This is a genomic window from Blautia sp. TF10-30 (assembly GCF_003481245.1).
Taxonomy (GTDB): domain Bacteria; phylum Bacillota; class Clostridia; order Lachnospirales; family Lachnospiraceae; genus Fusicatenibacter; species Fusicatenibacter saccharivorans.
Map to the genome: position 1 here is coordinate 151012 of NZ_QUKM01000006.1, position 23655 is coordinate 174666.

A 23655-nucleotide genomic window follows, 5' to 3' on the forward strand; every position below is an offset into this window, starting at 1 on the left:
CTACAGATTTTATGGGAATAGTGATAAGATAAAGTCTATAGAAACGATGGAAATGAGGGAATAACATGAACCAGAGTGAACGAAGAAATTTTCTGATCCAGTCATTGCTGGAAGAGAGCCGGGAGTACCGCGGAATGCAGATTCCGTCTGACAGCACCGGGCAGAGACAGCTTCTGCGGGGGCTGATGAATGTGCGCATGGTGAAAAAGAGCAGTGCAGAATTTCTGAACATTCAGGATGCGTATCTGCAGGAGGAGACGGCAAAAAAGGGCGTGACGAATGTCGACGACCTTACGCCGGTGCAGCAGGGGCTGTATCTCTGGCAGGGCGATATCACCGCGCTCCGGTGCGATGCGATTGTGAATGCGGCGAACAGCGGGATGACCGGCTGTTACGTGCCGAATCACCGGTGCATTGACAACTGCATCCATACGTTTGCGGGTGTGCAGCTTCGGCTGTACTGCGAGGAGATGATGGAAGCGCAGGGCCATGCGGAGCCGACGGGGCAGGCGAAAATCACGCCGGCGTATAATCTGCCGTGCCGCTATGTGCTCCACACGGTTGGACCGATTGTGGGCGGCCATCTGACGGAAACACACTGCCGGCAGCTGGCGGACTGCTATCGGTCGTGCCTGTCACTTGCGGCGGAGAACGGACTGAAAAGCGTGGCGTTCTGCTGCATTTCCACTGGAGAATTTCATTTTCCGAACGAGAAAGCAGCGGAGATTGCCGTTGCGACGGTGAAAGAGTTTCTGGCGCAGAAAGAGACGAGCGTGGAGAAGGTCATTTTCAACGTGTTCAAGGACCGCGACAGGGAGATTTATGAGGAGCTGCTGGGAGAAAAGTAATCGCTGAAGAATGGGGAACAAAAGCAGAAAGAAAAGAAGAGGTGAATTTGTGATGTTTGAAAGTTGGAAAGAAAGAGAATTTGAAAAAAAGATGGAGCGTTTTCGCACCGCACTGCAGGAAAAAAACACGATTTTAATAGGAGCCGGGGCTGGGCTTTCGATATCGGCCGGATTTACCTACAGCGGTGAGCGGTTCCGGAAATATTTTGCAGATTTTGAACAGAAATACGGTTTCCACGATATGTATTCTGGCGGCTTCTACCCTTACGATACGCTGGAAGAATACTGGGCGTACTGGAGCAGATACATTTACATCAACCGTTATCAGGACGCGCCAAAACCGGTTTACCAGAAACTGCTCAGCCTGATGAAAAATAAGAGCTATTTTGTCATCACCACAAATGTAGACCACTGCTTCCAGAAAGCCGGATTTGATAAAAACCGTTTGTTTTACACGCAGGGAGATTACGGCCTGTTTCAGTGCTCTGAGCCGTGCTGCAAGGAAAAGTATGACAATGAAGAAATCATTCGAAAGATGCTGCTTGCCCAGGGGTATCAGATCCTGGAAGACGGAAGCCTTGTTCCGCCGGAGAACGGAAACCTGAGCATGCGGATCCCATCCGAACTGGTGCCGTACTGCCCACACTGCGGAAAACCGATGAGCATGAATCTGCGCGCGGATGACACGTTTGTGGAAGATAAAGGCTGGCATGAGGCATCCAGCCGACGCATCGATTTCCTGCTTCGTCACAACAGAGGCCATATCCTGTATCTGGAACTCGGCGTGGGATACAACACGCCGGGAATCATCAAATATCCATTTTTCAGCATGACAGCAGAAGATAAAGATAATCTTTATGTCTGCATCAACACCAGCGATATGCGTGTCCCGGATCTGATCCGTGACAGAGCGGTGTGCATTAAAGGGGATATTGGGGAAGTGCTGGATCGGATCTGAGACGGAAAAACATATAATATTCGAGAAAATTAATCACGTCACTTACGTGACGAGATGATGACATGATTGACGAGATAAATTCAACAGAGTTGCATACCTGCCTGCTGGAAATCACATTGCTGCCGCTGGCACATTACTGGCATTTCTGGTACGGCCCGCTGGATGCAGCCATCTACGGATCCTTTATCCTGGGAGCAAAAATCCTGTGGCACATCGTCGATTTCGGACAGAGTATGCGGACCGCAGCCGAAGTAAATGAACAGCTCCACAGACGACGCATGGAGACGGTGGAGGAAAGAAGAGAAAAAATGAGAAAACGGCACTGATCTGTAAAAAGATCGGCGCCGTTTTTTGCATAGGATAGGAAGGACTACTGTGCCTTCTGTGCAATCTCTTCATCGGAAATCAGATTGCTGTGATATTCGATTTTTCCCGACAGGACATCATCGTAAAAATTCTGTTTCCAGTCGATATAATCGATGGCTTTCTGCAGTTTTTCCATCGATGCGAGCAGCGCTTCTTTTTTTACCGCGAGAATTTCTTTACGCTCCGGAATGGAGGATGGACCTTCGAGGCAGTAGGCGAGATATTCTTTCATTTCCGCCAGCGTCATGCCGCAGCGCTTCAGGCAGCCGAGGCTCTGGATCCATTTGATGTCGCGGTCGTCGAAAACGCGGTAATTGTGGCTGTCACGTTTTACGTTCGGGACGAGGCCTTCTTTGCAGTAAAATTTCAGGGTTTCATACGACATGCCTGTCTGGATGCAGGCTTCTTTCATGGAATACATCATGCATACCTCCCAACAAAGTTCATAACAGAATTGAATCGGTAGTAACTACCGGGTAAGATAACCATAGTATAGAATTCGAACTTTGTCAAGCGATCAGCTCTTCAAATTTTTTCTGTTCCATCGGTTTATAATAATAGAATCCCTGCAGCTCGTCGCATCCTTTGGCGATCAGAAAATCTACCATCTCTTTCGTCTCCACACCCTCGCAGACAATCCATTTGTCTGTGCGTTTTAAAAGATGGAACATCTCTTCCAGCACAATTTTTCCTTTTTCGGAGAGGCCCGCCGAGAGGAAATGTTTGTCAATTTTAACTTCATCAAACAGAATATCCTTCAGCGAATTTAAGGACGAATATCCAGACCCAAAATCGTCCATGGAAATGCGGATATTCCGGTCGTGGAAGAAGCGGATCGCCTGCTTGTGATAGGCGGAAATCTTTTCCCGCACCACGGCCGGATCCTGCCAGGTGATATCGATAATGCCGACAAAGATATCGGAGTGATAGCGGTTCACAAAGAGTGTCTGCGGAAAGAGTTCCAGCTTTTTCAGGATGAAATTCAGAATGTTCGTACCCGTCTCATAACCCCAGTAATCGTTGAGCAGATGAAAATTGTCGACATCCGTCATCAGAAAGGCGTACTGTTTTTCTTCGCTTCTGTTATTGAGAAGCGTAAAAATTTTTTCTTTAGAATCGAAATCCTGGCCCCGGGAACAAACCCCAGCGACTCCAGATAATGGCGCTGTTTTTCCTGGCCGCAGATTTTATTGATGACGTAAAACTGATTGAAATCGGTTAAATTTAAAGGCATGCAGTTCCTCCTTTATTACGAGAGTACATCGAGTTAGAATTGCCTAACGGACAGTATAGCATAACATATTTGGAACAAAATAGAAAACTTTTTCATTGAGAAATTTTTTCAAAAAGGTTTTACGGGGGCGGATGCATTTTTGCGTTTCTTATTTTGGGGGAATCATATATAATGGAAATGAAACATCAGTGACAAACTATGACATGGGAAGAGGAAGAGAAAACAATGAAACATAGAATAAAAATCCTGCTGCTTGCAGTTCTGATCGCAGCGCTCTGCAACTGTATGCTGATGATCGGGATGACCAAAACGAAAGAGAAGAATACCATTCCAAAAGATGCAAGCCTGATCTGCGAAGAAACCGTATCGCCGAACAAGGACTATATTACGGATGAAAAAGACCTGGTAAATTATACCGTGCGCGTCTATCAGGAAAAAAACAACGACATCATCGTCTATGCGGAATCCAATTCGCCGCTGTTCGATGAAGCACAGTACATCGTAATATGCGACCACGCCATCACCGCCGACGATGTCCATATCAAATGGACAACCCTCATGGGCAGCACCGAAGCGAGCGAGAAAGATGAGATCGGACTCGCACATGTTTCGATTTCAAAAGACGGGGAAGTGTTCAATGAAAAGACGATCAGCTTTGTGGCGAAAGCGGTGAATGCGGTTACGGATGTGATAGGGTAAAGAAAATAGGATAACAAAAAAGAAACGGGCAACTCCCTCTGCATGAGACGATTAACTTTACAAGAAAAGAAAAAAATATCCCCCCACCCGGCTTGTGAGAGCTTGAAATATCAAATATAATGAACGAACAGTACATGGATCAGGCGCGCAGATCATGGGAGTACAAAGAAAAAAAGCGGTCAGTCCGGGTAAAAACGGTCTGAAAATGGGAGGAAAAGGATGAAAAAGAAAATATTATCTTTGATGCTGATGGTGTCTCTTGCAGCATCCCTTGCGGCATGCGGTCAGGACAGCGGGAAAAACAGCAACAGTACAGATTTGTCGAAAACAGAGACGGAAGCTTCTTCCGGCCAGACAGGGGAGGAAGAGACGACCCTGGTTTACGGTTCTGCTGATTATACCAGGATTAATCCGGCGATGGATGAGCACGGTGAAATTAATCTACTGCTGTTCAACGGACTGACCGCACACGATGCGGATGACAACATTGTTCCGGGTCTGGCAGAAAAATGGGAGTACGATGCAGAAACCTGCACCTACACCTTTCATATCCGGGACGGCGTCCAATGGCATGATGGAGAAAAATTTACGGCGGACGATGTGAAATTCACCATCGAAGCGATCATGGATCCGGAAAACGGATCTGAAAATGCACCAAATTATGAGGATGTAGAAGAGATTACAGTTATAGATGACAGCACCGTTTCCTTCCGCCTTTCCGAGCCGAACGTGGCTTTCCTGGAATACATGACGATGGCCATCCTGCCGAAGCACCTGCTGGAAGGTGAAAATATGCAGGAGTCGGATTTCTTCCGAGCACCGGTCGGAACAGGTCCGTACAAGCTGGAAAGCTGGGATGAAGGCCAGTCGATCGTTCTGACAAAAAATGAAAATTATTACCTCGGTGCACCAAAGATTGACAAGGTCATTTTCAAAATTGTACCGGATGATAATGCACAGGCAATGCAGCTGGAATCCGGCGAACTGGATCTGGCGCTGCTTGACCCGAAAAATGCACAGAATTTCAAAGAAAAAGACGGTTTTACCTGCTACGATATGACAACGGCAGATTACCGCGGAATTTTATTTAACTTTGCAAATGATTACTGGACGAAAAACAGAGACATCATTCCGGCGGTATGCTATTCTATTGACCGTCAGGCGATCATTGATTCTGTACTTCTTGGCGAGGGAATGCCGGCATACAGTCCTCTGCAGCGTAACATTTATAATAACGAAAATGTAGAACATTATGATTACAATCCGGAAAAAGCACAGGAAATTCTGGAAGCGGCCGGATGCACCAGAAACAGCGATGGTTTCTATGAGCGGGACGGCGAAGAAATCGGTTTTGTCATCAGCGTAATGTCCGGCGAGCAGGACCGTATTGATATTGCCCAGGCAGCAGCACAGCAGCTCCGGGAAACCGGAATCAACTGTACCGTAGAAATTCCGGCACAGATGGACTGGGGCGGACAGATGGCCTGTCTGATCGGCTGGGGAAGCCCGTTCGATGCGGACGATCATACATATAAGGTTTTCGGCACGGACAAAGGGGCGAATTATTCGAGCTATTCCAATGAAAAAGTAGATGAGTATCTGTCTCTTGCCCGCCAGAGTGACGATCCGGAAGTGCGGAAAGAATATTACGGAAAATTCCAGGAAGAACTGGCAGAAGATCCGGCCTATGCATTCATCTGTTATATTGATGCAAATTATGTGGCAGATTCCGGTATTCAGGGAATTTCCAAAGACACGGTGCTGGGCCACCACGGCGTTGGTATTTTCTGGAATATTCAGGACTGGACAATCGAAGAATAAAAACAAAAAAGCAGACGAAGGAGGTATGGTTACCTCCTTTTTGTCTGTACAGGAGAAAAACGGAATGAAGGAACGATTAAAAGTGGAACATCTTTCCGTCAGCTTTTTTACAGATGAGGGGGAAGTACAGGCGGTCCGCGATGTCAGCTTTTCCCTGAATGCAGGTGAGGTGCTCGCTGTTGTAGGCGAGTCAGGCTGCGGAAAAAGTGTGCTCTGCAAAAGCATTATGAAGCTGCTGCCGGAGAATGCAAAGATCAAAAACGGAAAAATTCTGGTCAATGGAGAAGAAATTGCAGGATACGGGGAGCGAAGAATGCGGGAACTGCGGGGAAAACTGTTCTCGATGGTTTTCCAGAATCCGATGACTTCCTTAAATCCGACGATGACAGTCGGAGCGCAGATTGCAGAGGCAGTGCGGGCGCATCAGAAAGACATGGGAAAAGAAGAAGTGGAACAGAGAGTGACAGAACTGATGCAGCTGGTGGGAATCGAGCAGGCAGAAGAGCGGAAAAAGGCATATCCGTATCACTTTTCCGGCGGAATGCGGCAGCGGATCGTACTGGCGATTGCGCTGGCGGGCGATCCGGAAATTCTGTTTGCTGATGAGCCGACGACAGCGCTGGATGTGACGATTCAGGCACAGATTCTGGACCTGCTTCGGGAAATTCAGAAAAAACTGGGAACGGCGACGGTCTTTGTCACACATGACCTTGGCGTTGTAGCGCGGATCGCAGACCGGGTAGCGGTCATGTATGCGGGAAAAATAGTAGAGATTGGAACCGTGGATGAGATTTTCTATGATCCCCGTCATCCGTATACGTGGGGACTGCTGCGTTCCATACCGGCGTTTTCGAGGGGAAAAGAAAGCCTGCCGTCTATCCCGGGAATGCCGCCGTCTCTTCTCCATCCGCCGAAGGGCGATGCCTTTGCCAGCCGCAATGCTTATGCGCTGGAAATTGATTTTGAGGAGGAGCCGCCGATGTTCCGGGTCACAGACAGCCATTATGCGGCAACATGGCTGCTGGATGAGAGAGCACCGAAGGTTGTGACGCCGATAGGAGGAAATACAGATGGAACATGAGATTTTGCTGGATGTGCGTCATCTTACCCATATTTTTCCACTGTCCCGGAAAACAGCAGTCAAGGCAGTCGATGATGTATCGTTTCAGATTCGAAGAGGAGAAATTTTTGGACTGGTAGGAGAATCCGGTTCCGGAAAATCTACCGCTGCACGCTGTGTGATGAATATTTATCAGCCATATGCCGGCCAGATTTATTATAAAGGGATTGATACCTGCGACAGAGGCCAGTTCCGGAAAAATAAAAAAATGCTGCAGACGACACGCCAGATGATTTTTCAGGATTCCGGTTCCAGTCTGAATCAGAGGATGAAGGTCCGTGACATTATTGAGGAGCCGATGCGCGTGCAGAAAATCCGGCCGCTGCGGGGAAGCTATGAGGAGGAAGCCAGATTCCAGATGAAATACGTGGGGCTGGATCCGGAATATCTGAAAAAATATCCGGGAGAATTGTCCGGCGGACAGCGGCAGCGCGTTGCGATTGCACGGGCACTGACGATGGAGCCGGAGCTTCTGGTGGCGGATGAACCGATTGCATCGCTGGACGCGTCGATACAGGCACAGATTGTGAATCTGTTCCGTCATCTGCAGAAGGAGCACGGTTTTTCGTTCCTGTTTATTGCGCATGATCTGGATATGGTCGAATTTCTGTGTGACAGAGTAGGTGTGATGTACCATGGAAAACTGGTGGAGACCGGCCCGGCGCGAGCCGTGTTTGAAAATCCGCTGCATCCATATACGAAAGCACTGATCGCGGCCATTCCGATTCCGGATCCGCGAAGGGAAAGAGCGAGAGCTGTACCGGATTTTTCCAATACAGAATTTCCCAGGACGGGAACACTGCGGGAAGTGGAAAAAGATCATTTTGTGCTGATGGAGGGAGGCGATGCAGGATGAAAAGCCGGAACAGAGTGCTTTACTATGGAAAAAAAGCAGCGGCATTTCTGGCAAGTGTTCTGCTGCTGTCTGTGCTCGTATTTTATATTTCAAGGCTTGCGCCGGGAGATCCGCTGGTATCATATTACGGAGACCGCGTGGAAAAAATGGCGCCCGAAGAAAGAGCGTGGGCCGAAGAAAAATTGGGACTGAAGGATCCCATTTCCGTACAGTATATCCGCTGGGCAGGCAATGCGCTGCAGGGGGATTTCGGAATTTCGTACAAATATAAAATGGATGTAACGCGCGTGATCGAGGGAAGAATTGGAAATACGCTGGTGCTTGGCGGCATTGGATTTCTGCTGATTTTCACCCTCGCGCTGCTTCTTGGAATTCTCTGTGCATGGAAGGAAGATATATGGCTGGACCGCATCATCTGTAAGGTGGGAACCATCACGGGATGTATTCCGGAATTCTGGCTGTCGCTGCTTCTGATTCTTGTTTTTTCCATGCAGCTCAAATGGCTGCCGAGTTCCGGTGCCTACTCTGTTGGAAAACAGGCAGATTTTTCTGACCGTGTCTGTCATCTGATCCTGCCGATGACGGTCGTAGTGCTGAGTCATTTGTGGTATTACGCATACATGATCCGCAATAAAATTCTGGATGAAGTGCGGGAAGAGTATGTGCTTCTGGCAAGAGCCAAGGGGCTGAAACGAAAGACGGTTCTGTTCCGGCATTGCCTGCGGAATACGATTCCGTCGTATCTTGGCATCATGGCCATTTCTGTTCCGCATGTGCTGGGGGGAACCTATATTGTAGAAACGGTTTTCTCGTATCCCGGTATCGGAACGCTGGCGTATGAGAGCGCACGGTACAAAGATTACAATCTTCTGATGCTGCTTTGCCTGATGTCCGGAATCGTTGTGATTCTGTGCAATATGGCGGCACAGATCATCAACGAGAGAATTGATCCGCGGATGCGGGAGAAAGAAGCGGCAGAAACATCGGAGGTAATGATGCTGTGACAGAAAAAACACAATTATTTCAATTTGCAGGAGAGAGGCCTGCAGAAAAAACAGAAGCAGAAAAAAAGAAAAAATGGTATCAGGACCGGCCGGTGGCAGCAGAGTTTTTTCTGGGTCTTCTTGTGCTGGGCTGTCTTTTCTGTGGGCAGATTATGACGAAGGATCCTTCGTATATGGATCTGAAAAACTGTTCCGTCATGCCGTGCCGGGAATTTCTGTTTGGAACCGATACGATGGGAAGAGATATTTTCTCGATGATCTGGTACGGCGGCAGAATATCGCTGGCGATCGGTCTGCTTTCTACGCTGATTTCCACTGTGATTGCCGTTCTCTTCGGCGCAGTCAGCGGATGTGCACCGGCGTGGCTGGACGCGCTTCTGATGCGGCTGACCGAGATCTTTTTGTCGGTGCCGAATCTTCTTCTTGTCATTTTTCTTCTGGCCGCTGCGGGAAAATCCAATGTGATTACGATTTCTGCCGTGATCGGAATGACAAGCTGGACAAGCATTGCAAAGGTTGTGCGGACCGAAGTACGGCAGATCCGGAACAGTGAATACGTGATTGCGTCGCGCTGTATGGGAGGCAGTTTTTTCTATATTTTATGGCACCATCTGGCACCGAACTTTTTTTCGTCTATTATGTTTATGGTGGTTATGAACATCCGAAGTGCGATTGTAGCAGAATCCACGCTGAGTTTTATGGGAATCGGTCTTCCGCTGGAGGTGATTTCCTGGGGCAGCATGCTGTCACTTTCGGAAAAAGCGCTGATGACAAAGGCATGGTGGATCATTCTGATCCCGGGTGTTTTTCTGATTGTGACGCTGCTTAGTTTTACAAGCATTGGAAATTATCTGCGGAAGCAGGCAAACAGAAAACAGAGAAATCTGTGAGCTGTTCAGAGAGGCTGCGGTCTGTGGGGAATCCCTGCAGACTGCAGCTTTTTTGTCTTGCAATCAAATACAGGGATTGCTATAGTGAAAAGCAGAAAGAGTATTTTTAATACCTAAAAAACAGCGGGAGGAGAAGGAAATGCTGAAGAGTCAGGAAATGCGGAAACTTGCACCGGAGATGGATCCGCTCCGGATTGGAACAGGATGGAAAAAAGAGGATCTTGAAAAACCGCAGATTATGGTGGAGAGTACGTACGGGGACAGCCACCCGGGAAGCGGCCACTTAAATCTGCTGGTCGAGGAAGTGCGGAAAGGCGTTGCGGAAGCGGGGGGCTTCGGGGCGCGGTATTTCTGCACCGACATCTGTGACGGCGAGAGCCAGGGAACGGACGGTATCAACTACAGTCTTGCGAGCCGCGAGATGATCGCCAATATGATCGAGATCCACGCGAATGCGACACCGTTTGACGGCGGCGTCTATCTGTCGAGCTGCGACAAGGGTATGCCGGGCAATCTGATCGGCCTTGCGCGTGTCAATATTCCGGCGGTTGTTGTGCCGGGCGGAACGATGAATGCGGGACCGGAGATGCTGACACTGGAGCAGCTTGGCATGTACAGCGCAAAATTTGAGCGCGGTGAGATCGACGAGGAGAAGCTCGACTGGGCGAAATGCAATGCCTGCCCAAGCTGCGGTGCCTGTTCGTTTATCGGAACGGCATCCACGATGCAGATCATGGCGGAGGCACTCGGCCTCGCCCTGCCTGGAAGCGCTCTGATGCCGGCGACAAGCCCGGATCTTCTGGCATATGCACGGGAGGCAGGCCGCCAGGCGGTAAAACTGGCACAGATGGAGCATATGCGGCCAAGCGATCTTGTGACGAAAGAGAGTTTTGAGAATGCGATTCTTGTCCACGCGGCAATTTCGGGAAGCACAAACTGCCTGCTGCACATCCCGGCCATTGCGCATGAGTTCGGCATCGAGATTACCGGCGACACATTCGATCGTCTGCACCGCAACGCAAGATATCTGCTCGATGTCCGCCCGGCGGGAAGATGGCCGGCAGAGTGCTTCTATTATGCGGGCGGCGTTCCGGCGATTATGGAAGAAATCAAAGATCATCTGCATCTCGATGTGATGACGGTGACTGGAAAGACGCTCGGAGAAAATCTGGCGGAGCTTCGTGAAAATGGATTTTATGAGAAGTGCAGCGGATGGCTCGCAAAATTCAATGAGCGGTATGGAACTTCGATTACAAAAGAAGATATTATCCGCCCGTATGACAAGGCGATCGGAACGGACGGCAGCATCGCTGTTCTGCGCGGAAACCTTGCGCCGGAGGGAGCCGTCATCAAGCACACGGCCTGCCCGAAAGAAATGTTCCACGCCGTCCTCCGTGCCCGACCGTTCGACAGCGAGGAGGAGTGCCTCGATGCCGTGCTGAAACATAAGGTTCAGAAAGGCGACGCCGTCTTCATCCGCTACGAAGGCCCGAAAGGCAGCGGTATGCCGGAGATGTTCTATACTTCCGAGGCAATCAGCAGCGACAAAGAGCTTGGAAAGAGCATCGCGCTTATCACCGACGGCCGTTTTTCCGGCGCCTCCACCGGCCCGGTTATCGGCCACTGCAGTCCCGAAGCTGTAGACGGCGGCCCGATCGCACTCGTCGAGGAAGGGGATTTGATTGAGATTGATGTGAAGGAACGAAAACTTAACATCATCGGAATCGCCGGTGAGCGCAAGTCCATGGAAGAAATCGATGCGATCTTAAAAGAACGCCGCCAAAACTGGAAACCGCGCGAGCCGAAATACAAAAAAGGCGTACTCCGTCTTTTCAGCCTCCACGCAGCAAGCCCGATGAAAGGGGCGTATCTGGAGTACTAAAAATACTTGCGTTTTTCTGGGATGGTCTTTAGAAGTTAAGGCAGAGCAAAAATGGAGGAAGGAGCAACAGAAAAACAAGTGAAAGAAAATACCTAAAAAACAAACTGTTCCTGTATAATGTTGCATCTCTTCAGAAAATGGTCGGAAGTCCAGATTCTGTACAGAAGAATGTGGTGCTGGAGAACAATTCGCTGTCGGCGGAGCAGATTACCGGTGTGGAAAACCGAAAGAGCAAGGCAGGCGAAGCCGTTCTCCCGGTACTGCGCAGTGTTTCGCTGTTTCTTCTCGGGCTGCTTGGCGTGCTTCTGATTCTGCTGACACTGCTTGTGATTGCGGCGGAGGCGGCGCGGATCATCTGCCTTGGACCGGCGGCAAAGAAACAGCAGAAGGAGCGGCCGGGCGGGCGGATCCGAAGAACGGAAGCAAGAATTTATCAGTATCTTTGTCTGTGGGGCATAGATGCCGGTCTTGGATGGGAAACGGCAGCAACCGATGCAGAACTCGCCCGCAGATTTCCGGCGGTCGAGCCAGGCGAATATACGCGTGTCTGCCATCTGATCGAGAAACATATCTACGGTGAGATTCTGCTGTCTCCTTATGAGGAACGTACGCTGAACCATTTTCTGGAAAAGCTGATGGAGCCGGTACCGGGCTGCAGCTGGAAAATGCGGCTGAAGCTGCGCTATGCGTGTCTGCGCCGTGTGAATACGAAGAAAAAGGAGAGAAAGCATAGCGCTTTCCAGCAAAAATAAGGGTTAGGAAAACAAATGAAAAGAGGGATTTTACGATGAAATTTGTAACATTTAATATTCGCTGTGATTTTGGCCAGGATGGAGCCAATAATTTTATCTACCGCAGACCTCTGATTCTGGAAAAAATCAGACAGGAAAAGCCGGATATCATCGGTTTTCAGGAGGTACTGCCGCATGTGGCTGCCTGGCTGAAGGAAAATCTGACAGAATATTACATTGCCGGATGTGGAAGAGAAAAGGATCTGACCGGTGAGGCAATGATCATTGCCTATCGGAAAGAACGTTTTCAGAGTGTGAGCCTGGAAACCTTCTGGCTGTCACCGACACCGTACGTGCCGGGATCCCGCTATCCGGTACAGAGTATGTGCCCGCGTACTGCGACGGATGTGGTATTTGAGGATATGGAGACCGGAAAAGTGTTCCGCGTCATCAACACCCATCTGGATCACGAGTGCGCCGGGGCGAGAAAGCTTGGCCTGGAGCAGATTCTCGCACATCTGAGAGCAGAGAAAGCATTTGCCGATGTGCCGGTGATTCTTAGCGGCGACTTCAATGCCGAGCCGGACAGCGAAGAGATGAAACCGCTGAGGGAAACTGCCGGTCTTGTGAATGCGACGGAAGGAATCGGCATTACCTTCCACAACTATCATCGCGATGATCCGAACGATCCGCAGTGCTCGATTGACTACATCATTCTCAAAGGGGACTGGGAACTGAAAAAGGTGGAAAAATGGACGGAGCAGAAGGACGGTGTGTGCCTTTCTGATCATGATCCGATCTGTGCGGAACTTATTTAAAATATGGATGCAAGAGGCGGCCGCCGGGAGAAAAATCTTCTGGCGGCGTTTTTTTACGATAGTTATAGGAAAAACTTATAACAAGTCAAAGAAAAAAGGGAATATACAAACGCCGCATTTTCTGTTATGATAGGTTACGTTACAAAACCTATCAGATTAGTATAGAAAGAAAAATTACGAAATAACAGGAGATTATTCATATGGCAAGAGGAATTGACACAAAATGTATCCATTTAGAAGAGGACGAGGGACAGTGTAGCCACTACGGCGCACTCAGCTACCCGATTTATCAGACCGCAACGTATGCGCATCCGGGCGTAGGACAGAGCACCGGATTTGATTACAGCAGACTGCAGAACCCGACCAGAGAGCATCTGGAGAAGATGGTGGCTGTGCTGGAAAACGGAATTGATGCGTTTGCATTAAGCTCCGGCATGGCAGCGATCTCACTTCTGATGGAGCTGTTCCGCCCGGGAGACCACATCATTGCGGATTCCGATTTGTACGGCGGAAGCATTCGTCTGTTCCACCATGTGAACGAGAAAAACGGCGTCGAATTTTCCGGCATCGACTGCTGCCGTGATGACGTGGAAAGCTATGTGAAAGAAAATACAAAAGCCATCTACATCGAGACCCCGACGAACCCGATGATGAACGTAACCGACATCCGAAAGATGGCGGATATTGCAAAACGCCACAACCTGATTCTGATCGTGGACAACACCTTCATGTCTCCGTACTTCCAGAACCCGCTCGATCTCGGCGCGGATGTTGTCATCCACAGCGGCACGAAATACTTAAGCGGCCACAATGATACGCTGGCAGGCTTTATCGTGACAAACCGTGAAGACATTCAGGAAAAACTGCGTTTCCTGATTAAGACAACAGGTGCAGGTCTTGCTCCGTTTGACTGCTGGCTGGTGCTGCGCGGCATGAAAACTTTAGGCATCCGCATGGAGCGTTCCCAGGAGAATGCAGAGCAGATCGCTGCATGGCTGCAGAAGCAGAAAGCAGTCACAAGAGTGATCTATCCGGGACTGCCGGATCACCCGGGCCATGAGATTATGAAAAAACAGGCAAGAGGCTTCGGTGCTATGCTGACAATCCAGCTCGAGAGCAAAGAGTTTGCCCTTGCCATTCTGGAGAAGGTAAGAATGATCCGTTTCGCAGAGAGCCTCGGCGGCGTGGAGACACTCGTTACGTATCCGACGACGCAGACACATGCCGATGTGCCGAAGGAAATCCGTGAGCGGAACGGAATTACGGAGAGCACCCTTCGCTTCTCCGTCGGAATTGAAAATATCGAGGACCTGATCGGCGAGCTTGAGAAGGTTTTTGCAGAAATTGAGGAAGAGAAAAATGACGGAAAGAAATCTTGATTTTGACAGAATCATCAACCGAAAAAATACAGACTGTTTAAAATATGACTTCGCAGTAAAACGCGGTATGCCAGCTGACGTGCTGCCGCTGTGGGTGGCGGACATGGACTTTGAGACATCCTCCTACATCGAGGATGCGCTGGTGGAGCGTGTAAAAATGGGCATTTACGGCTACAGCGATGCGCAGACTCCATATTTTGAGGCAGTTGCGGGGTGGATGAAACGCCATCACAACTGGGAGCCGAAAGAAGAATGGCTGATCAAAACGCCAGGCGTTGTGTTTGCACTTGCGATGGCAGTCAAAGCTTACACCGCGCCTGGGGATGCCGTGCTGATCCAGTCACCGGTTTACTATCCATTTTCGGAAGTCATTGCGGATAACGGCAGAAGAGTTGTCAGCAGCACGCTGGTGCTCGGCGATGATAACCGCTATCACATGGATGTGGCGGATTTCGAGGAGAAGCTGAAAGCTGAAAACGTGAAGCTCTTTTTCCTCTGCAATCCGCACAACCCGGTCGGAAGAGTCTGGACGAAAGAGGAGCTGACGGCAATCGGAGATCTCTGCATAAAGTATGGCGTGACGGTTGTAAGTGATGAGATCCACGGAGATTTCATCTTCAAAGGCGAGCATCAGGTGTTTGCCGCAATCAAAAAAGAATACGAGGATATCACGATCACCTGCACGGCACCGAGCAAGACGTTCAATCTGGCAAGTATGATGATGTCGAATATCTTTATCGCCAACCCGGAACTCCGTGCAAAATTCCGGAAACAGCTTGACGCAGCCGGAACGAGCCAGCTTGGCGTGATGGGGCTGGTGGCATGCGAGACGGCATATAACAAGGGCGAGGAGTGGTATGAGGCAATGCTTTCCTATGTGAAGGCAAATGCAGAATTTACAAAGCAGTATGTGGAGGAGCAGCTTCCGGGCGTGAAGATGATCGACCTGGAGGGAACATATCTCGTATGGCTCGATTTTCGCGAGACGGGGCTATCCGTTGATGAACTGGAAGACCTGATTATCAACAAGGCGAAGCTGTGGCTTGACAGTGGCAAAATCTTCGGAGACTGCGGACGCGGTTTCCAGCGGATCAACATTGCCTGCCCGCGCGCAACCCTGACCGAGGCACTGGAGCGGATTCGGGATGCAATGAAAAGCAGATAAAGCCACACCGATGAGATGCGTAGCATTTTGGAAGTTGGCTCTGAACAGTGACGAAAACATGTTGAAAAGGCGCAGCTTACGGAACATCTTTTTGGGAGATATGATTTTTTTTGTGTCTCCGGTAGAGAAAGAAGAAAGCTGCGCCTCCGCATATCAAAACGAGTACTTTCACCGGAATCTGATATACCGGATACACAGAGGTATAAATGCAATGATATTCTGGCGAAGAAACTTCGCTTTCCTCAGCAGGGCTCGGGCTCCAGGAAAAAGATGCCAGAATTCGAAAATATTTTTTATCAGAAGAAAACTGGCTATAAGGAAGATAAAAATCTGGGTTTCCAGGCGTTGTGATTTTCCGTTCCAGCGTCCAGGGTTCTTCCGTGCTGTTCCGAGTCCACAATTCTGCTTTTTCTAATTCAAAAAGATACATCAGTGGATCTGTCTCCAGACGGATAAAGTCTTCTTTCGCAGTTCTTACCTGGGTTATATTTTGAAAATCGAAAACTGTCTGATATAACAAAGAACGATCTGATTTTTCCTGATAGGTGAGTACATTTGCGGCATACAGATCTTGGAAACTTTTTGTCTTTTCAGATCGTTTAAAAAAATAGAAATCGATAGGTTTGGAAGAAGTTTTTCGATACTCGTTTTCTAAACTGGATTCTATTGGCGAAGCATTTTCTGGTACGTTTTCTTTTAAAAAAGAGCACAATACCGTATCGTCATTTTCGAATGCAGTGTCTGCTTTGACTGGAACAGAAAAACAGAATAACAGGGTGAAAAATAAAAATTTGATTTTTTTCATAATGAGTTACCTCTTATTTATGGCTTTATTCAGTTGATGCCGGATTTAAAAGTTTTTTTGAATGGTTGTTCTGTACTTTTTGTTCCTGCAATTCCTAAAACATTCATAATCTGCCCGTTTTTCTACGAGTAATGGCGACTTGCTCATGATTTTACTTAAATTACTTGAAAATACCTTAAACACAATTTGCCTATCAGAGAAATTTGTGCTTCTGGATAGGCAAATTGTTACTTTGAAAGAGTAATTAGAAATTAAATGTACTTGTATGTGGTGAATGAAAGTTTAATAACTTAGGTTCATTGTTTTATATGCAGTATAGGCTGTTCCTGATGGAGAGTAGCTAATTCCACCACCGTTGTAGGAAAAAGAGATACTGTAGCCGGTTTTCTGGGGATTATATAAGTATCCCATTACAATTCTTTTATCACTGCTATTACCTGCAGTAGCGTGACAGTATGTAACACCTTTAAGCTTCATGGCATAGTCGGGTGTTCCTAGTTGACTCCCTGAAAATTCAGCACCAGATAATTGCTGATTATTTGCAGTAAGAGTTCCACCGACTTTCCAATCGTTCATAGTATTATCTTTGTACCATAATTTTCCACCATATTCATACGGTCTCATAGCAGCGCCTAATTGAAAAGAAAAACTGTCTTTTCCGCGAGGTTGTTTATTAGAAGTAAACTCGTATGTTGGATAGATATAAATGGTTGATGCATTTTTAAAAGCTGATGCAGTAAAGGAAATACCGGTTAAAGTTTCGCTACTGAGTATCGATATTTGATTTTCGATATTTGAATTAATATATTCAAAATGTTTACCTCCACTTTTTAAGTCATCCACAATGAACTGCATGACGTCATCATCCAGCTTTTCTATTTCCTTTTGTGGCATTCCGGTTTTTAATAGATATGCTTTGTTAGATAGAACAACATTATTATCTGCCTTTACATTGCAAATTACCATATTTAAGGACAGAATACAACAAATAAAAAATGCAAGACATGTTTTTAATTTTTTCATGATGAGTGGTCTCCTTTCATAAGTATTGTTGGATGGTTTTAGTTTTTTATTTATCCTTAGATTAGTGCACTATCTGAAAAGTAAATTCGTTCGTTAATATGGATGATAAAATAGAAAATTAATAAAAATGCTTGTAATTATTATATAAATATATGAAAAATAAATCAATAGTCAAAAAACATATAAATAAATATATGAATTTGTAAAAAACAACGATTTTGTAAAAAGAATGTAATTTTAGAGAGATATATACGTATAAAAAAATAAAACGTGATTTTAATTTGCAGTGATATGGATTCTATGATATAGTGTGGTAAAGTGATGCTGTGAAAAAAAACAAAACCCCGTCGGCAAACAAGGCGGGCAGCGCAGGAAAGGGGATCATAACAATGTATATTACATGTCTGGATGTAGAAGGAGTACTGGTACCGGAAATCTGGATCGCGTTTGCGGAGGCAAGCGGAATCCCGGAACTTAAAAAAACGACACGCGACGAGCCGGATTACGATAAACTGATGAGATGGAGACTTGGAATCTTAAAAGAGCATGGCCTTGGACTGAAAGAAATTCAGGCTACGATTGAAAAAATTGATCCGCTGCCGGGCGCAAGAGAGTTCCTCGACGAGCTGCGCACCTTCTCCCAGGTGATTCTGATCAGCGACACCTTCACGGAGTTTGCCGCACCGCTGATGAAAAAACTGGGCTATCCGACCCTGTTCTGCAACTCCCTGGAAGTCGCAGACGACGGAGAGATCACAGGTTTTAAGATGAGAGTCGAGCAGTCGAAGCTCACCACCGTAAAAGCACTGCAGTCCATCGGATTTGAGACGATCGCAAGCGGCGATTCCTACAATGACCTTGGCATGATTCAGGCAAGTAAGGCAGGTTTTCTGTTCCGCTCGACCGATAAAATCAAAGCCGACTATCCGCAGATCCCGGCGTATGAGACGTATGAGGAGCTGCTTGGCGCGATCAAAAAAGCAATGGATGAGAAGTAAACAAAAAAGGTGATTTCCGGCCAGAGGCTGCGACAAACGGTCAGGAAAACAGAAATATGGGGGTTTTATTACATGAGAAGAAGAATTCAGGTAGAAGCAGAAAAACCACAATTCTGCGTCACAACAGGAATTACATTTGCACAGGCGGATGCCTGGTTTGGAAACACGGTGCAGGATTTGAAGCTGGATTTGATTTACCCGCGGGATAACACCAGAAAATACCCGTGTGTGGTATGGATTTGCGGAGGGGCCTGGATCCAGATGGACCGCTCGGCACATCTTGCCTATCTGTCCGTACTGGCACAGCAGGGATTCGTTGTTGCATCGGTAGAATACCGCACGAGTAATGAGGCAAAATTTCCGGCACCGCTGCAGGATGTGAAAGCAGGAATCCGTTATCTGCGTGCACATGCCGATCGCTTCAACATTGATCCGGACCGCATCGGTGTGATGGGAGAGTCTGCGGGCGGTTATCTGACCTGCATGGCAGCGCTTGCGACAGATCCCGTTTATGATGTGGGAGAAAATCTGGAATATTCCAGTGCCGTACAGGCCGCCTGCCCGTGGTACCCGCCGACCGATTTCCGCGGATTCCCGTACAGTGATCCGGAGCAGTGTGCGGCATCTCCGGAATCCCTTCTGATGGGCAAAAACGTGATGCGCCATCCGGAAGAAGCACTCGCATGCTGTCCGGTCAGCTTCGTGACAAAAGCCGCACCGCCGTTTCTGATCATCCACGGAGAGAATGACCATACTGTTCCGTTCGGACAGGGAGAGGAACTGCACGACGAACTGGAAAAAGCGGGATGTGACGTCACACTGCTTTCGATCGAGGATGCCGACCACGCAGATCTTCGTTTCTTCCAGAAGGAAGTGTGGGACGAAATCTGTGCGTTCTTCCGCGCAAAACTGTAAAAGAAGCAAAAGCAGAGTGAAAGTCCAGGAGATTTTCGCTCTGTTTTTTGATTGTTTGGGAGAATCTGTGGTGCAGCATTTTTTGCAGGATAAAGTCTACCCATCGGAGTTCTTTCCGTGTATAATGAATACAGGAAAGATCACAATGTGAACAGGAAGGAGGCCGCCATGGGAAGATTTTTAAATCCGGGAAATGAAGCATTTTCGGAAGTCATTCATTCAGAAATCTATGTAGATAAAACACCGCTTCTGGAATATACCAACAGAGTGATCAGTACTACATCAAAATTTATCTGCAGCAGCCGTCCGAGGCGTTTCGGAAAGTCAATCACAGCGGAGATGCTGTCGGCATATTACAGCAAAGGAAGTGATTCCAGAGAACTGTTTGCGGACTATGCGATTCATAAGGCGGAGTCCTTTGAAAAACATCTGAATCAGTATGATGTGATTCATTTTGATGTCCAGTGGTGCATGATGGATGCCGGAAATGCGGATTGCGTTGTGGAATATATCAATAACGGAATTCTGCAGGAACTGAAGGAAAAATACGGAGAACTGATTCCGGATACTGTGAAGACGGTTTATGGGGCGATGTCCTATATTAAGGCTGCTGCGGGAAACAAATTTGTTGTCATCATCGATGAATGGGATGTACTGATCCGAGATGAAGCGCAGAACCATAAAGTGCAGGAAGAATATATTGATTTTTTAAGAGGCATGTTCAAAGGATCGGAACCGTCAAAATATATTGCACTGGCGTATCTGACAGGAATTCTGCCGATCAAGAAATTAAAGACACAGTCCGCCCTCAACAATTTCGAAGAATTCACCATGCTGGATGCAGGAAGAATGGCACCGTATGTTGGCTTTACAGAAGCGGAAGTGCATGATTTATGCGACCGGTACGGACAGAACTATGAACAGGTGAAATCATGGTATGATGGATATTCTCTGGAAGGGTATCAGGTATATAATCCCAAAGCCGTTGTCAGCCTGATGCTGAACGGAAAATATAAAAGCTACTGGTCCAATACCGGCAGCTATGAAGCAATCGTGCCACTGATTAACATGAATTTCGACGGACTGAGGGCAGCTATCATAGAAATGATGTCGGGGGCCGCCGTGGATGTGGATGTGACGTCTTTCCAGAATGATACTGTAAGCTTTGCCAACCGGGATGATATACTGACGTATTTGATCCATCTCGGATATCTGGCTTACGATCAGGACAGGCAGCAGGTTTTTATTCCGAATGAGGAAATCAGACATGAACTAAACAATGCGGTGAAACGCAACAAATGGAATGAAATGATTACTTTTCAGAAGGAATCCACAGATCTGCTGGATGCAACCCTGGATATGGATGAAAAAGCGGTAGCGGATGACGTAGAGAGAATTCATCAGGAGTACAGTTCGGTGATCCAATATAATGATGAAAATTCCCTGAGCAGCGTGCTTACGATAGCATATTTAAGCTCTATGCAGTATTATTTCAAACCGATAAGAGAGCTGCCGGCTGGGCGCGGTTTTGCAGATTTTGTTTATCTTCCGAAACCGGAATACAAAACAAGTTATCCGGCGCTGCTGGTAGAACTTAAGTGGAACAAAAGCACAGATACAGCTATGGAACAGATCCGGGACAAAAAATATCCGGATTCTATTCTGGAATACACAGGAGATCTTCTTCTTGTGGGGATCAACTATAATAAAAAGACGAAAGAACATGAATGCAGGATTGAAAAGATAAAAAAATAGAAAACAAAATGCAGAGAAGAAAAACGTCATACTATGGATAAGGGATTCATGGTATGACGTTTTTGCAAACATTTGAGTCGATCCGAAATAGGAATGAACGATTAGATTTTAGGGATTTTTTTCAAAAAAGTCCTTGATCGGTAGCAACTCCCGGGTGATAAACTAAAGCTACAAAGACAGGGAAATAACAAAATATCACACATCAAAATAAAACAGGGAGGTTATGATGATGAACTTTACATTAAGCAATCAGATGCAGATCCCGGCAGTGGGAATCGGAACTTTTATGATGACACCGGATCAGGCAGAGCAGGCGGTTGTGGACGCATTAGCATGCGGATACCGCATGATTGATACTGCACAGGCTTATATGAACGAGCGTGCAGTTGGGCGCGGAATTAAAAGATCCGGTGTGGCAAGAGAGGACATTTTCATCTCGACCAAAATATGGGCGAGCCAGTATCTGACAGAAGGAACGGTAGAAAAGAGCCTGGAACTGCTTGGAACCGACTACATCGATCTGATGTTTATCCATCAGCCGGCAGGCGACGTCATGGCAGGCTACCGCAAACTGGAAAAAGCGTACAAAGAGGGCAAAATCAAAGCTATCGGTATTTCCAATTTCCAGGGTGAAAAGTTGAAAAAACTGCTGGAAGAGTGCGAAATCAAACCGCATGTGATCCAGATGGAAGCGCATCCGTATTACCGCGATGAGGAGACTATTTCCGCACTTGCTCCGTGCGGCTGCCGTGTGATGGCATGGTATCCGTTGGGACACGGTGATCATGCACTGCTTGAGGAGCCGATTGTCAAAGAACTTGCGGAAAAATATGAAAAGAGCACCGCGCAGGTGATCTTAAGATGGCACACCCAGGTTGGAAATATCGTCATCCCGGGTTCTACGAATCCGGAGCACATCAAGGCAAACCTCGATATCTTCGGTTTCGAACTGACCGACGAAGAGATGAAGAAAATGGAAGGCCTGAATAAAAACGTGCGTTACTATTACCCGGATGAGGAAAAACTGGCAGCATATGTGAATATGAAGATCGATTTGGACAGCCAGAAATAAAATAAATACGGCCTGCCAAAGATGGAAGAACATGTGTTTACTGCATTTATTTGATAAGAAAGGGAAACAAAAATGGAATATAAAGTATTGACAAATGGTATAAAAATGCCGATGGAGGGTTTTGGGGTTTTTCAGGTAAGAGATAAAGAAGAGTGCAAAGAATCTGTATTAAATGCCATCCGGGCGGGCTATCGTCTGATCGACACGGCGGCTTCTTATACAAATGAAGATGCCGTTGGGGAAGCCGTCCGTGAGGCGATTGCAGAAGGAATCTGCACCCGTGAAGAACTGTTCATCACATCCAAGATGTGGGTACAGGATATGCAGAATTATGAAATGGCAAAGAAAGCGATTGATCATTCAATTGAGACGCTGGGCGTGGAATATCTTGATCTTTATCTGCTGCACCAGGCAATGAAAGATTATTTCAGTGCATGGCGTGCTATGGAGGATGTATACAAAGAAGGAAAGTTAAGAGCCATTGGTGTTTCCAATTTTTATCCGCATGTGCTGGCCAACTTCTGCGAAACAGTAGCAATCCGTCCTATGGTAAATCAGATTGAAATGCACCCGTACTTCACGCAGGAGCCGGCGTTAAAAGTTATGGAAGAGTATCAGATTGTGCCGGAGGCATGGGCACCGCTCGGTGGAGGCCGTCACAATCCGTTTGAAAACGAGATGGTAAAAGAAATCGCTGACGTACATGGAAAGACCGTAGGACAGATTGTTCTGCGCTGGAATGTACAGCGCGGCGTTGTGGTCATTCCGAAATCGGTTCACAAGACGAGAATCGAAGAGAATTTTCAGATCTGGGATTTTACACTGACCGAAGAGGAAATGCAGAGAATCAGCTCACTGGATCTCGGCTATCAGGGAACTGCGGTAAAACATTTTGATCCGGAATTTGTTAAAATGTGTAATACCAGAAAAATCCACGAATAAAACAGGGCGGTTCGTTTTCCGACTGCGGTAAGATCGTTTCCGCACAGGCAGACGTTGCGTTCCTGGACCCTTTGGGTCAGAAATAAAAGTCAAAAATAAGAAAAGCCAGAAACGCTGTGTATCGTTTGCTTCTGGCTTTTTTTGCTTGATAAAAAACGTTTCACGTACGAAACACCTGTACCGATATCTTCGTCACATATTCTTTCACAGACGCCGTTGCCAGTTCGTTGATCACTGCTTCTTTGTAGGAATACTGGCCCGTCGAAAAATGGTTCTGGTCGATCCAGTCGAAGAGGGTTTTGTAGGTGTCTTTTGAAAACGGCGCGTCGCATTCTCGTTACTTTAGCCTGCAAATAAAAAGTCAATACTAAAAT

Annotated in this window: 25 protein-coding genes; 19 read left to right on the forward strand and 6 right to left on the reverse strand. The window is 47.3% G+C overall.

Annotation, left to right across the window (positions count from 1 at the left end; genetic code table 11):
• Window positions 1-65 precede the first annotated feature (65 nt).
• The 3 genes from DXD02_RS07820 (at window position 66) to DXD02_RS07830 (ending at window position 2132) form a co-directional block, all read left to right on the forward strand.
• Window positions 66-848 carry a protein-ADP-ribose hydrolase gene (locus DXD02_RS07820; RefSeq protein ID WP_118601282.1) on the forward strand — a complete coding sequence of 261 codons (783 nt, stop codon included), beginning with the start codon at window positions 66-68 and terminating at the stop codon, window positions 846-848.
• Window positions 849-900: 52 nt separating this feature from the next.
• Window positions 901-1806 (forward strand): SIR2 family NAD-dependent protein deacylase, encoded by a 906-nt coding sequence (locus DXD02_RS07825; RefSeq protein WP_243106590.1) that lies wholly within the window; start codon window positions 901-903, stop codon window positions 1804-1806.
• Between the two features lie 62 nt (window positions 1807-1868).
• Complete coding sequence (locus DXD02_RS07830) at window positions 1869-2132, forward strand: hypothetical protein (protein WP_118666676.1); 264 nt, start codon at window positions 1869-1871, stop codon at window positions 2130-2132.
• Between the two features lie 44 nt (window positions 2133-2176).
• On the opposite strand, the gene DXD02_RS07835 is transcribed toward DXD02_RS07830, so the two are convergent.
• The 3 genes from DXD02_RS07835 to DXD02_RS07845 all read right to left on the reverse strand — a co-directional run bounded on the left by DXD02_RS07835 (window position 2177) and on the right by DXD02_RS07845 (window position 3406).
• Window positions 2177-2596, reverse strand: a complete 420-nt coding sequence (locus DXD02_RS07835; RefSeq protein WP_238046113.1) for a MerR family transcriptional regulator — start codon at window positions 2594-2596, stop codon at window positions 2177-2179.
• 85 nt (window positions 2597-2681) lie between these two features.
• Entirely contained in the window at window positions 2682-3224 is a 543-nt protein-coding gene (locus tag DXD02_RS07840; RefSeq protein ID WP_118666677.1) for an EAL domain-containing protein, read from the reverse strand.
• A complete protein-coding gene (locus DXD02_RS07845) occupies window positions 3224-3406 on the reverse strand; it encodes a FeoA family protein (RefSeq protein WP_118660577.1) in 183 nt (60 codons plus the stop codon). The genes DXD02_RS07840 and DXD02_RS07845 overlap by 1 nt, the downstream gene beginning before the upstream one ends.
• 225 nt (window positions 3407-3631) lie before the next feature.
• Here DXD02_RS07845 and DXD02_RS07850 point away from each other — a divergent pair, with 225 nt between their 5' ends.
• The 11 genes from DXD02_RS07850 (at window position 3632) to DXD02_RS07900 (ending at window position 15771) form a co-directional block, all read left to right on the forward strand.
• A complete protein-coding gene (locus DXD02_RS07850) occupies window positions 3632-4105 on the forward strand; it encodes a hypothetical protein (protein WP_117510953.1) in 474 nt (157 codons plus the stop codon).
• Between the two features lie 219 nt (window positions 4106-4324).
• On the forward strand, window positions 4325-5926 hold the full coding sequence (locus DXD02_RS07855) for an ABC transporter substrate-binding protein (RefSeq protein ID WP_199691640.1): 1602 nt from the start codon (window positions 4325-4327) through the stop codon (window positions 5924-5926).
• Window positions 5927-5990: 64 nt separating this feature from the next.
• Window positions 5991-7007, forward strand: coding sequence for an ABC transporter ATP-binding protein (locus tag DXD02_RS07860; protein ID WP_118666695.1), 1017 nt, complete (start codon window positions 5991-5993; stop codon window positions 7005-7007).
• Window positions 6997-7902, forward strand: coding sequence for an ATP-binding cassette domain-containing protein (locus DXD02_RS07865; protein ID WP_117801889.1), 906 nt, complete (start codon window positions 6997-6999; stop codon window positions 7900-7902). Before DXD02_RS07860 ends, DXD02_RS07865 begins: the two co-directional genes overlap by 11 nt.
• Window positions 7899-8906, forward strand: a complete 1008-nt coding sequence (locus tag DXD02_RS07870) for an ABC transporter permease (protein ID WP_118666679.1) — start codon at window positions 7899-7901, stop codon at window positions 8904-8906. Before DXD02_RS07865 ends, DXD02_RS07870 begins: the two co-directional genes overlap by 4 nt.
• Window positions 8903-9796 (forward strand): ABC transporter permease, encoded by an 894-nt coding sequence (locus DXD02_RS07875; protein WP_330415444.1) that lies wholly within the window; start codon window positions 8903-8905, stop codon window positions 9794-9796. The genes DXD02_RS07870 and DXD02_RS07875 overlap by 4 nt, the downstream gene beginning before the upstream one ends.
• Before the next feature lie 139 nt (window positions 9797-9935).
• Entirely contained in the window at window positions 9936-11678 is a 1743-nt protein-coding gene (gene ilvD / locus DXD02_RS07880; protein WP_118666680.1) for a dihydroxy-acid dehydratase, read from the forward strand.
• A 173-nt stretch (window positions 11679-11851) separates the two neighbouring features.
• Entirely contained in the window at window positions 11852-12430 is a 579-nt protein-coding gene (locus DXD02_RS07885; RefSeq protein WP_147399066.1) for a hypothetical protein, read from the forward strand.
• A 35-nt stretch (window positions 12431-12465) separates the two neighbouring features.
• Complete coding sequence (locus DXD02_RS07890) at window positions 12466-13227, forward strand: endonuclease/exonuclease/phosphatase family protein (protein WP_117801891.1); 762 nt, start codon at window positions 12466-12468, stop codon at window positions 13225-13227.
• Between the two features lie 200 nt (window positions 13228-13427).
• A complete protein-coding gene (locus DXD02_RS07895) occupies window positions 13428-14606 on the forward strand; it encodes a trans-sulfuration enzyme family protein (RefSeq protein WP_117510969.1) in 1179 nt (392 codons plus the stop codon).
• Window positions 14587-15771 carry a MalY/PatB family protein gene (locus DXD02_RS07900; protein ID WP_117510972.1) on the forward strand — a complete coding sequence of 395 codons (1185 nt, stop codon included), beginning with the start codon at window positions 14587-14589 and terminating at the stop codon, window positions 15769-15771. The genes DXD02_RS07895 and DXD02_RS07900 overlap by 20 nt, the downstream gene beginning before the upstream one ends.
• Window positions 15772-15847: 76 nt before the next feature.
• Here DXD02_RS07900 and DXD02_RS07905 read toward each other — a convergent pair whose 3' ends face one another.
• On the reverse strand, window positions 15848-16576 hold the full coding sequence (locus DXD02_RS07905; RefSeq protein WP_022462534.1) for a hypothetical protein: 729 nt from the start codon (window positions 16574-16576) through the stop codon (window positions 15848-15850).
• A 282-nt stretch (window positions 16577-16858) separates the two neighbouring features.
• Window positions 16859-17599, reverse strand: coding sequence for a hypothetical protein (locus DXD02_RS07910; protein ID WP_022462533.1), 741 nt, complete (start codon window positions 17597-17599; stop codon window positions 16859-16861).
• Window positions 17600-17988: 389 nt separating this feature from the next.
• Between DXD02_RS07910 and thrH the strand changes: the two genes are divergently transcribed.
• The 5 genes from thrH to DXD02_RS07935 all read left to right on the forward strand — a co-directional run bounded on the left by thrH (window position 17989) and on the right by DXD02_RS07935 (window position 23281).
• Complete coding sequence (gene thrH, locus DXD02_RS07915) at window positions 17989-18597, forward strand: bifunctional phosphoserine phosphatase/homoserine phosphotransferase ThrH (RefSeq protein ID WP_055227856.1); 609 nt, start codon at window positions 17989-17991, stop codon at window positions 18595-18597.
• A 72-nt stretch (window positions 18598-18669) separates the two neighbouring features.
• On the forward strand, window positions 18670-19512 hold the full coding sequence (locus tag DXD02_RS07920) for an alpha/beta hydrolase (RefSeq protein WP_118666682.1): 843 nt from the start codon (window positions 18670-18672) through the stop codon (window positions 19510-19512).
• Between the two features lie 168 nt (window positions 19513-19680).
• Window positions 19681-21267 carry an AAA family ATPase gene (locus DXD02_RS07925; protein WP_118666683.1) on the forward strand — a complete coding sequence of 529 codons (1587 nt, stop codon included), beginning with the start codon at window positions 19681-19683 and terminating at the stop codon, window positions 21265-21267.
• A 229-nt stretch (window positions 21268-21496) separates the two neighbouring features.
• Window positions 21497-22339, forward strand: a complete 843-nt coding sequence (locus tag DXD02_RS07930; protein ID WP_330425998.1) for an aldo/keto reductase — start codon at window positions 21497-21499, stop codon at window positions 22337-22339.
• Window positions 22340-22411: 72 nt separating this feature from the next.
• Complete coding sequence (locus DXD02_RS07935) at window positions 22412-23281, forward strand: aldo/keto reductase (RefSeq protein ID WP_118666685.1); 870 nt, start codon at window positions 22412-22414, stop codon at window positions 23279-23281.
• An 89-nt stretch (window positions 23282-23370) separates the two neighbouring features.
• Here the strand turns inward: DXD02_RS07935 and DXD02_RS15640 are convergent.
• A partial coding sequence (locus DXD02_RS15640; protein WP_207665680.1) for a hypothetical protein occupies window positions 23371-23655 on the reverse strand: 285 nt, incomplete at its 5' end.

Bases quoted from the DNA above. Each gene is read 5' to 3' on its own strand.
- DXD02_RS07820 (WP_118601282.1), top strand. From the start codon at position 66: ATGAACCAGAGTGAACGAAGAAATTTTCTGATCCAGTCATTGCTGGAA.
- DXD02_RS07825 (WP_243106590.1), top strand. From the start codon at position 901: ATGTTTGAAAGTTGGAAAGAAAGAGAATTTGAAAAAAAGATGGAGCGT.
- DXD02_RS07830 (WP_118666676.1), top strand. From the start codon at position 1,869: ATGATTGACGAGATAAATTCAACAGAGTTGCATACCTGCCTGCTGGAA.
- DXD02_RS07835 (WP_238046113.1), bottom strand. From the start codon at position 2,596: ATGATGTATTCCATGAAAGAAGCCTGCATCCAGACAGGCATGTCGTAT.
- DXD02_RS07840 (WP_118666677.1), bottom strand. From the start codon at position 3,224: ATGACGGATGTCGACAATTTTCATCTGCTCAACGATTACTGGGGTTAT.
- DXD02_RS07845 (WP_118660577.1), bottom strand. From the start codon at position 3,406: ATGCCTTTAAATTTAACCGATTTCAATCAGTTTTACGTCATCAATAAA.
- DXD02_RS07850 (WP_117510953.1), top strand. From the start codon at position 3,632: ATGAAACATAGAATAAAAATCCTGCTGCTTGCAGTTCTGATCGCAGCG.
- DXD02_RS07855 (WP_199691640.1), top strand. From the start codon at position 4,325: ATGAAAAAGAAAATATTATCTTTGATGCTGATGGTGTCTCTTGCAGCA.
- DXD02_RS07860 (WP_118666695.1), top strand. From the start codon at position 5,991: ATGAAGGAACGATTAAAAGTGGAACATCTTTCCGTCAGCTTTTTTACA.
- DXD02_RS07865 (WP_117801889.1), top strand. From the start codon at position 6,997: ATGGAACATGAGATTTTGCTGGATGTGCGTCATCTTACCCATATTTTT.
- DXD02_RS07870 (WP_118666679.1), top strand. From the start codon at position 7,899: ATGAAAAGCCGGAACAGAGTGCTTTACTATGGAAAAAAAGCAGCGGCA.
- ilvD (WP_118666680.1), top strand. From the start codon at position 9,936: ATGCTGAAGAGTCAGGAAATGCGGAAACTTGCACCGGAGATGGATCCG.
- DXD02_RS07890 (WP_117801891.1), top strand. From the start codon at position 12,466: ATGAAATTTGTAACATTTAATATTCGCTGTGATTTTGGCCAGGATGGA.
- DXD02_RS07895 (WP_117510969.1), top strand. From the start codon at position 13,428: ATGGCAAGAGGAATTGACACAAAATGTATCCATTTAGAAGAGGACGAG.
- DXD02_RS07900 (WP_117510972.1), top strand. From the start codon at position 14,587: ATGACGGAAAGAAATCTTGATTTTGACAGAATCATCAACCGAAAAAAT.
- DXD02_RS07905 (WP_022462534.1), bottom strand. From the start codon at position 16,576: ATGAAAAAAATCAAATTTTTATTTTTCACCCTGTTATTCTGTTTTTCT.
- DXD02_RS07910 (WP_022462533.1), bottom strand. From the start codon at position 17,599: ATGAAAAAATTAAAAACATGTCTTGCATTTTTTATTTGTTGTATTCTG.
- thrH (WP_055227856.1), top strand. From the start codon at position 17,989: ATGTATATTACATGTCTGGATGTAGAAGGAGTACTGGTACCGGAAATC.
- DXD02_RS07920 (WP_118666682.1), top strand. From the start codon at position 18,670: ATGAGAAGAAGAATTCAGGTAGAAGCAGAAAAACCACAATTCTGCGTC.
- DXD02_RS07925 (WP_118666683.1), top strand. From the start codon at position 19,681: ATGGGAAGATTTTTAAATCCGGGAAATGAAGCATTTTCGGAAGTCATT.
- DXD02_RS07930 (WP_330425998.1), top strand. From the start codon at position 21,497: ATGAACTTTACATTAAGCAATCAGATGCAGATCCCGGCAGTGGGAATC.
- DXD02_RS07935 (WP_118666685.1), top strand. From the start codon at position 22,412: ATGGAATATAAAGTATTGACAAATGGTATAAAAATGCCGATGGAGGGT.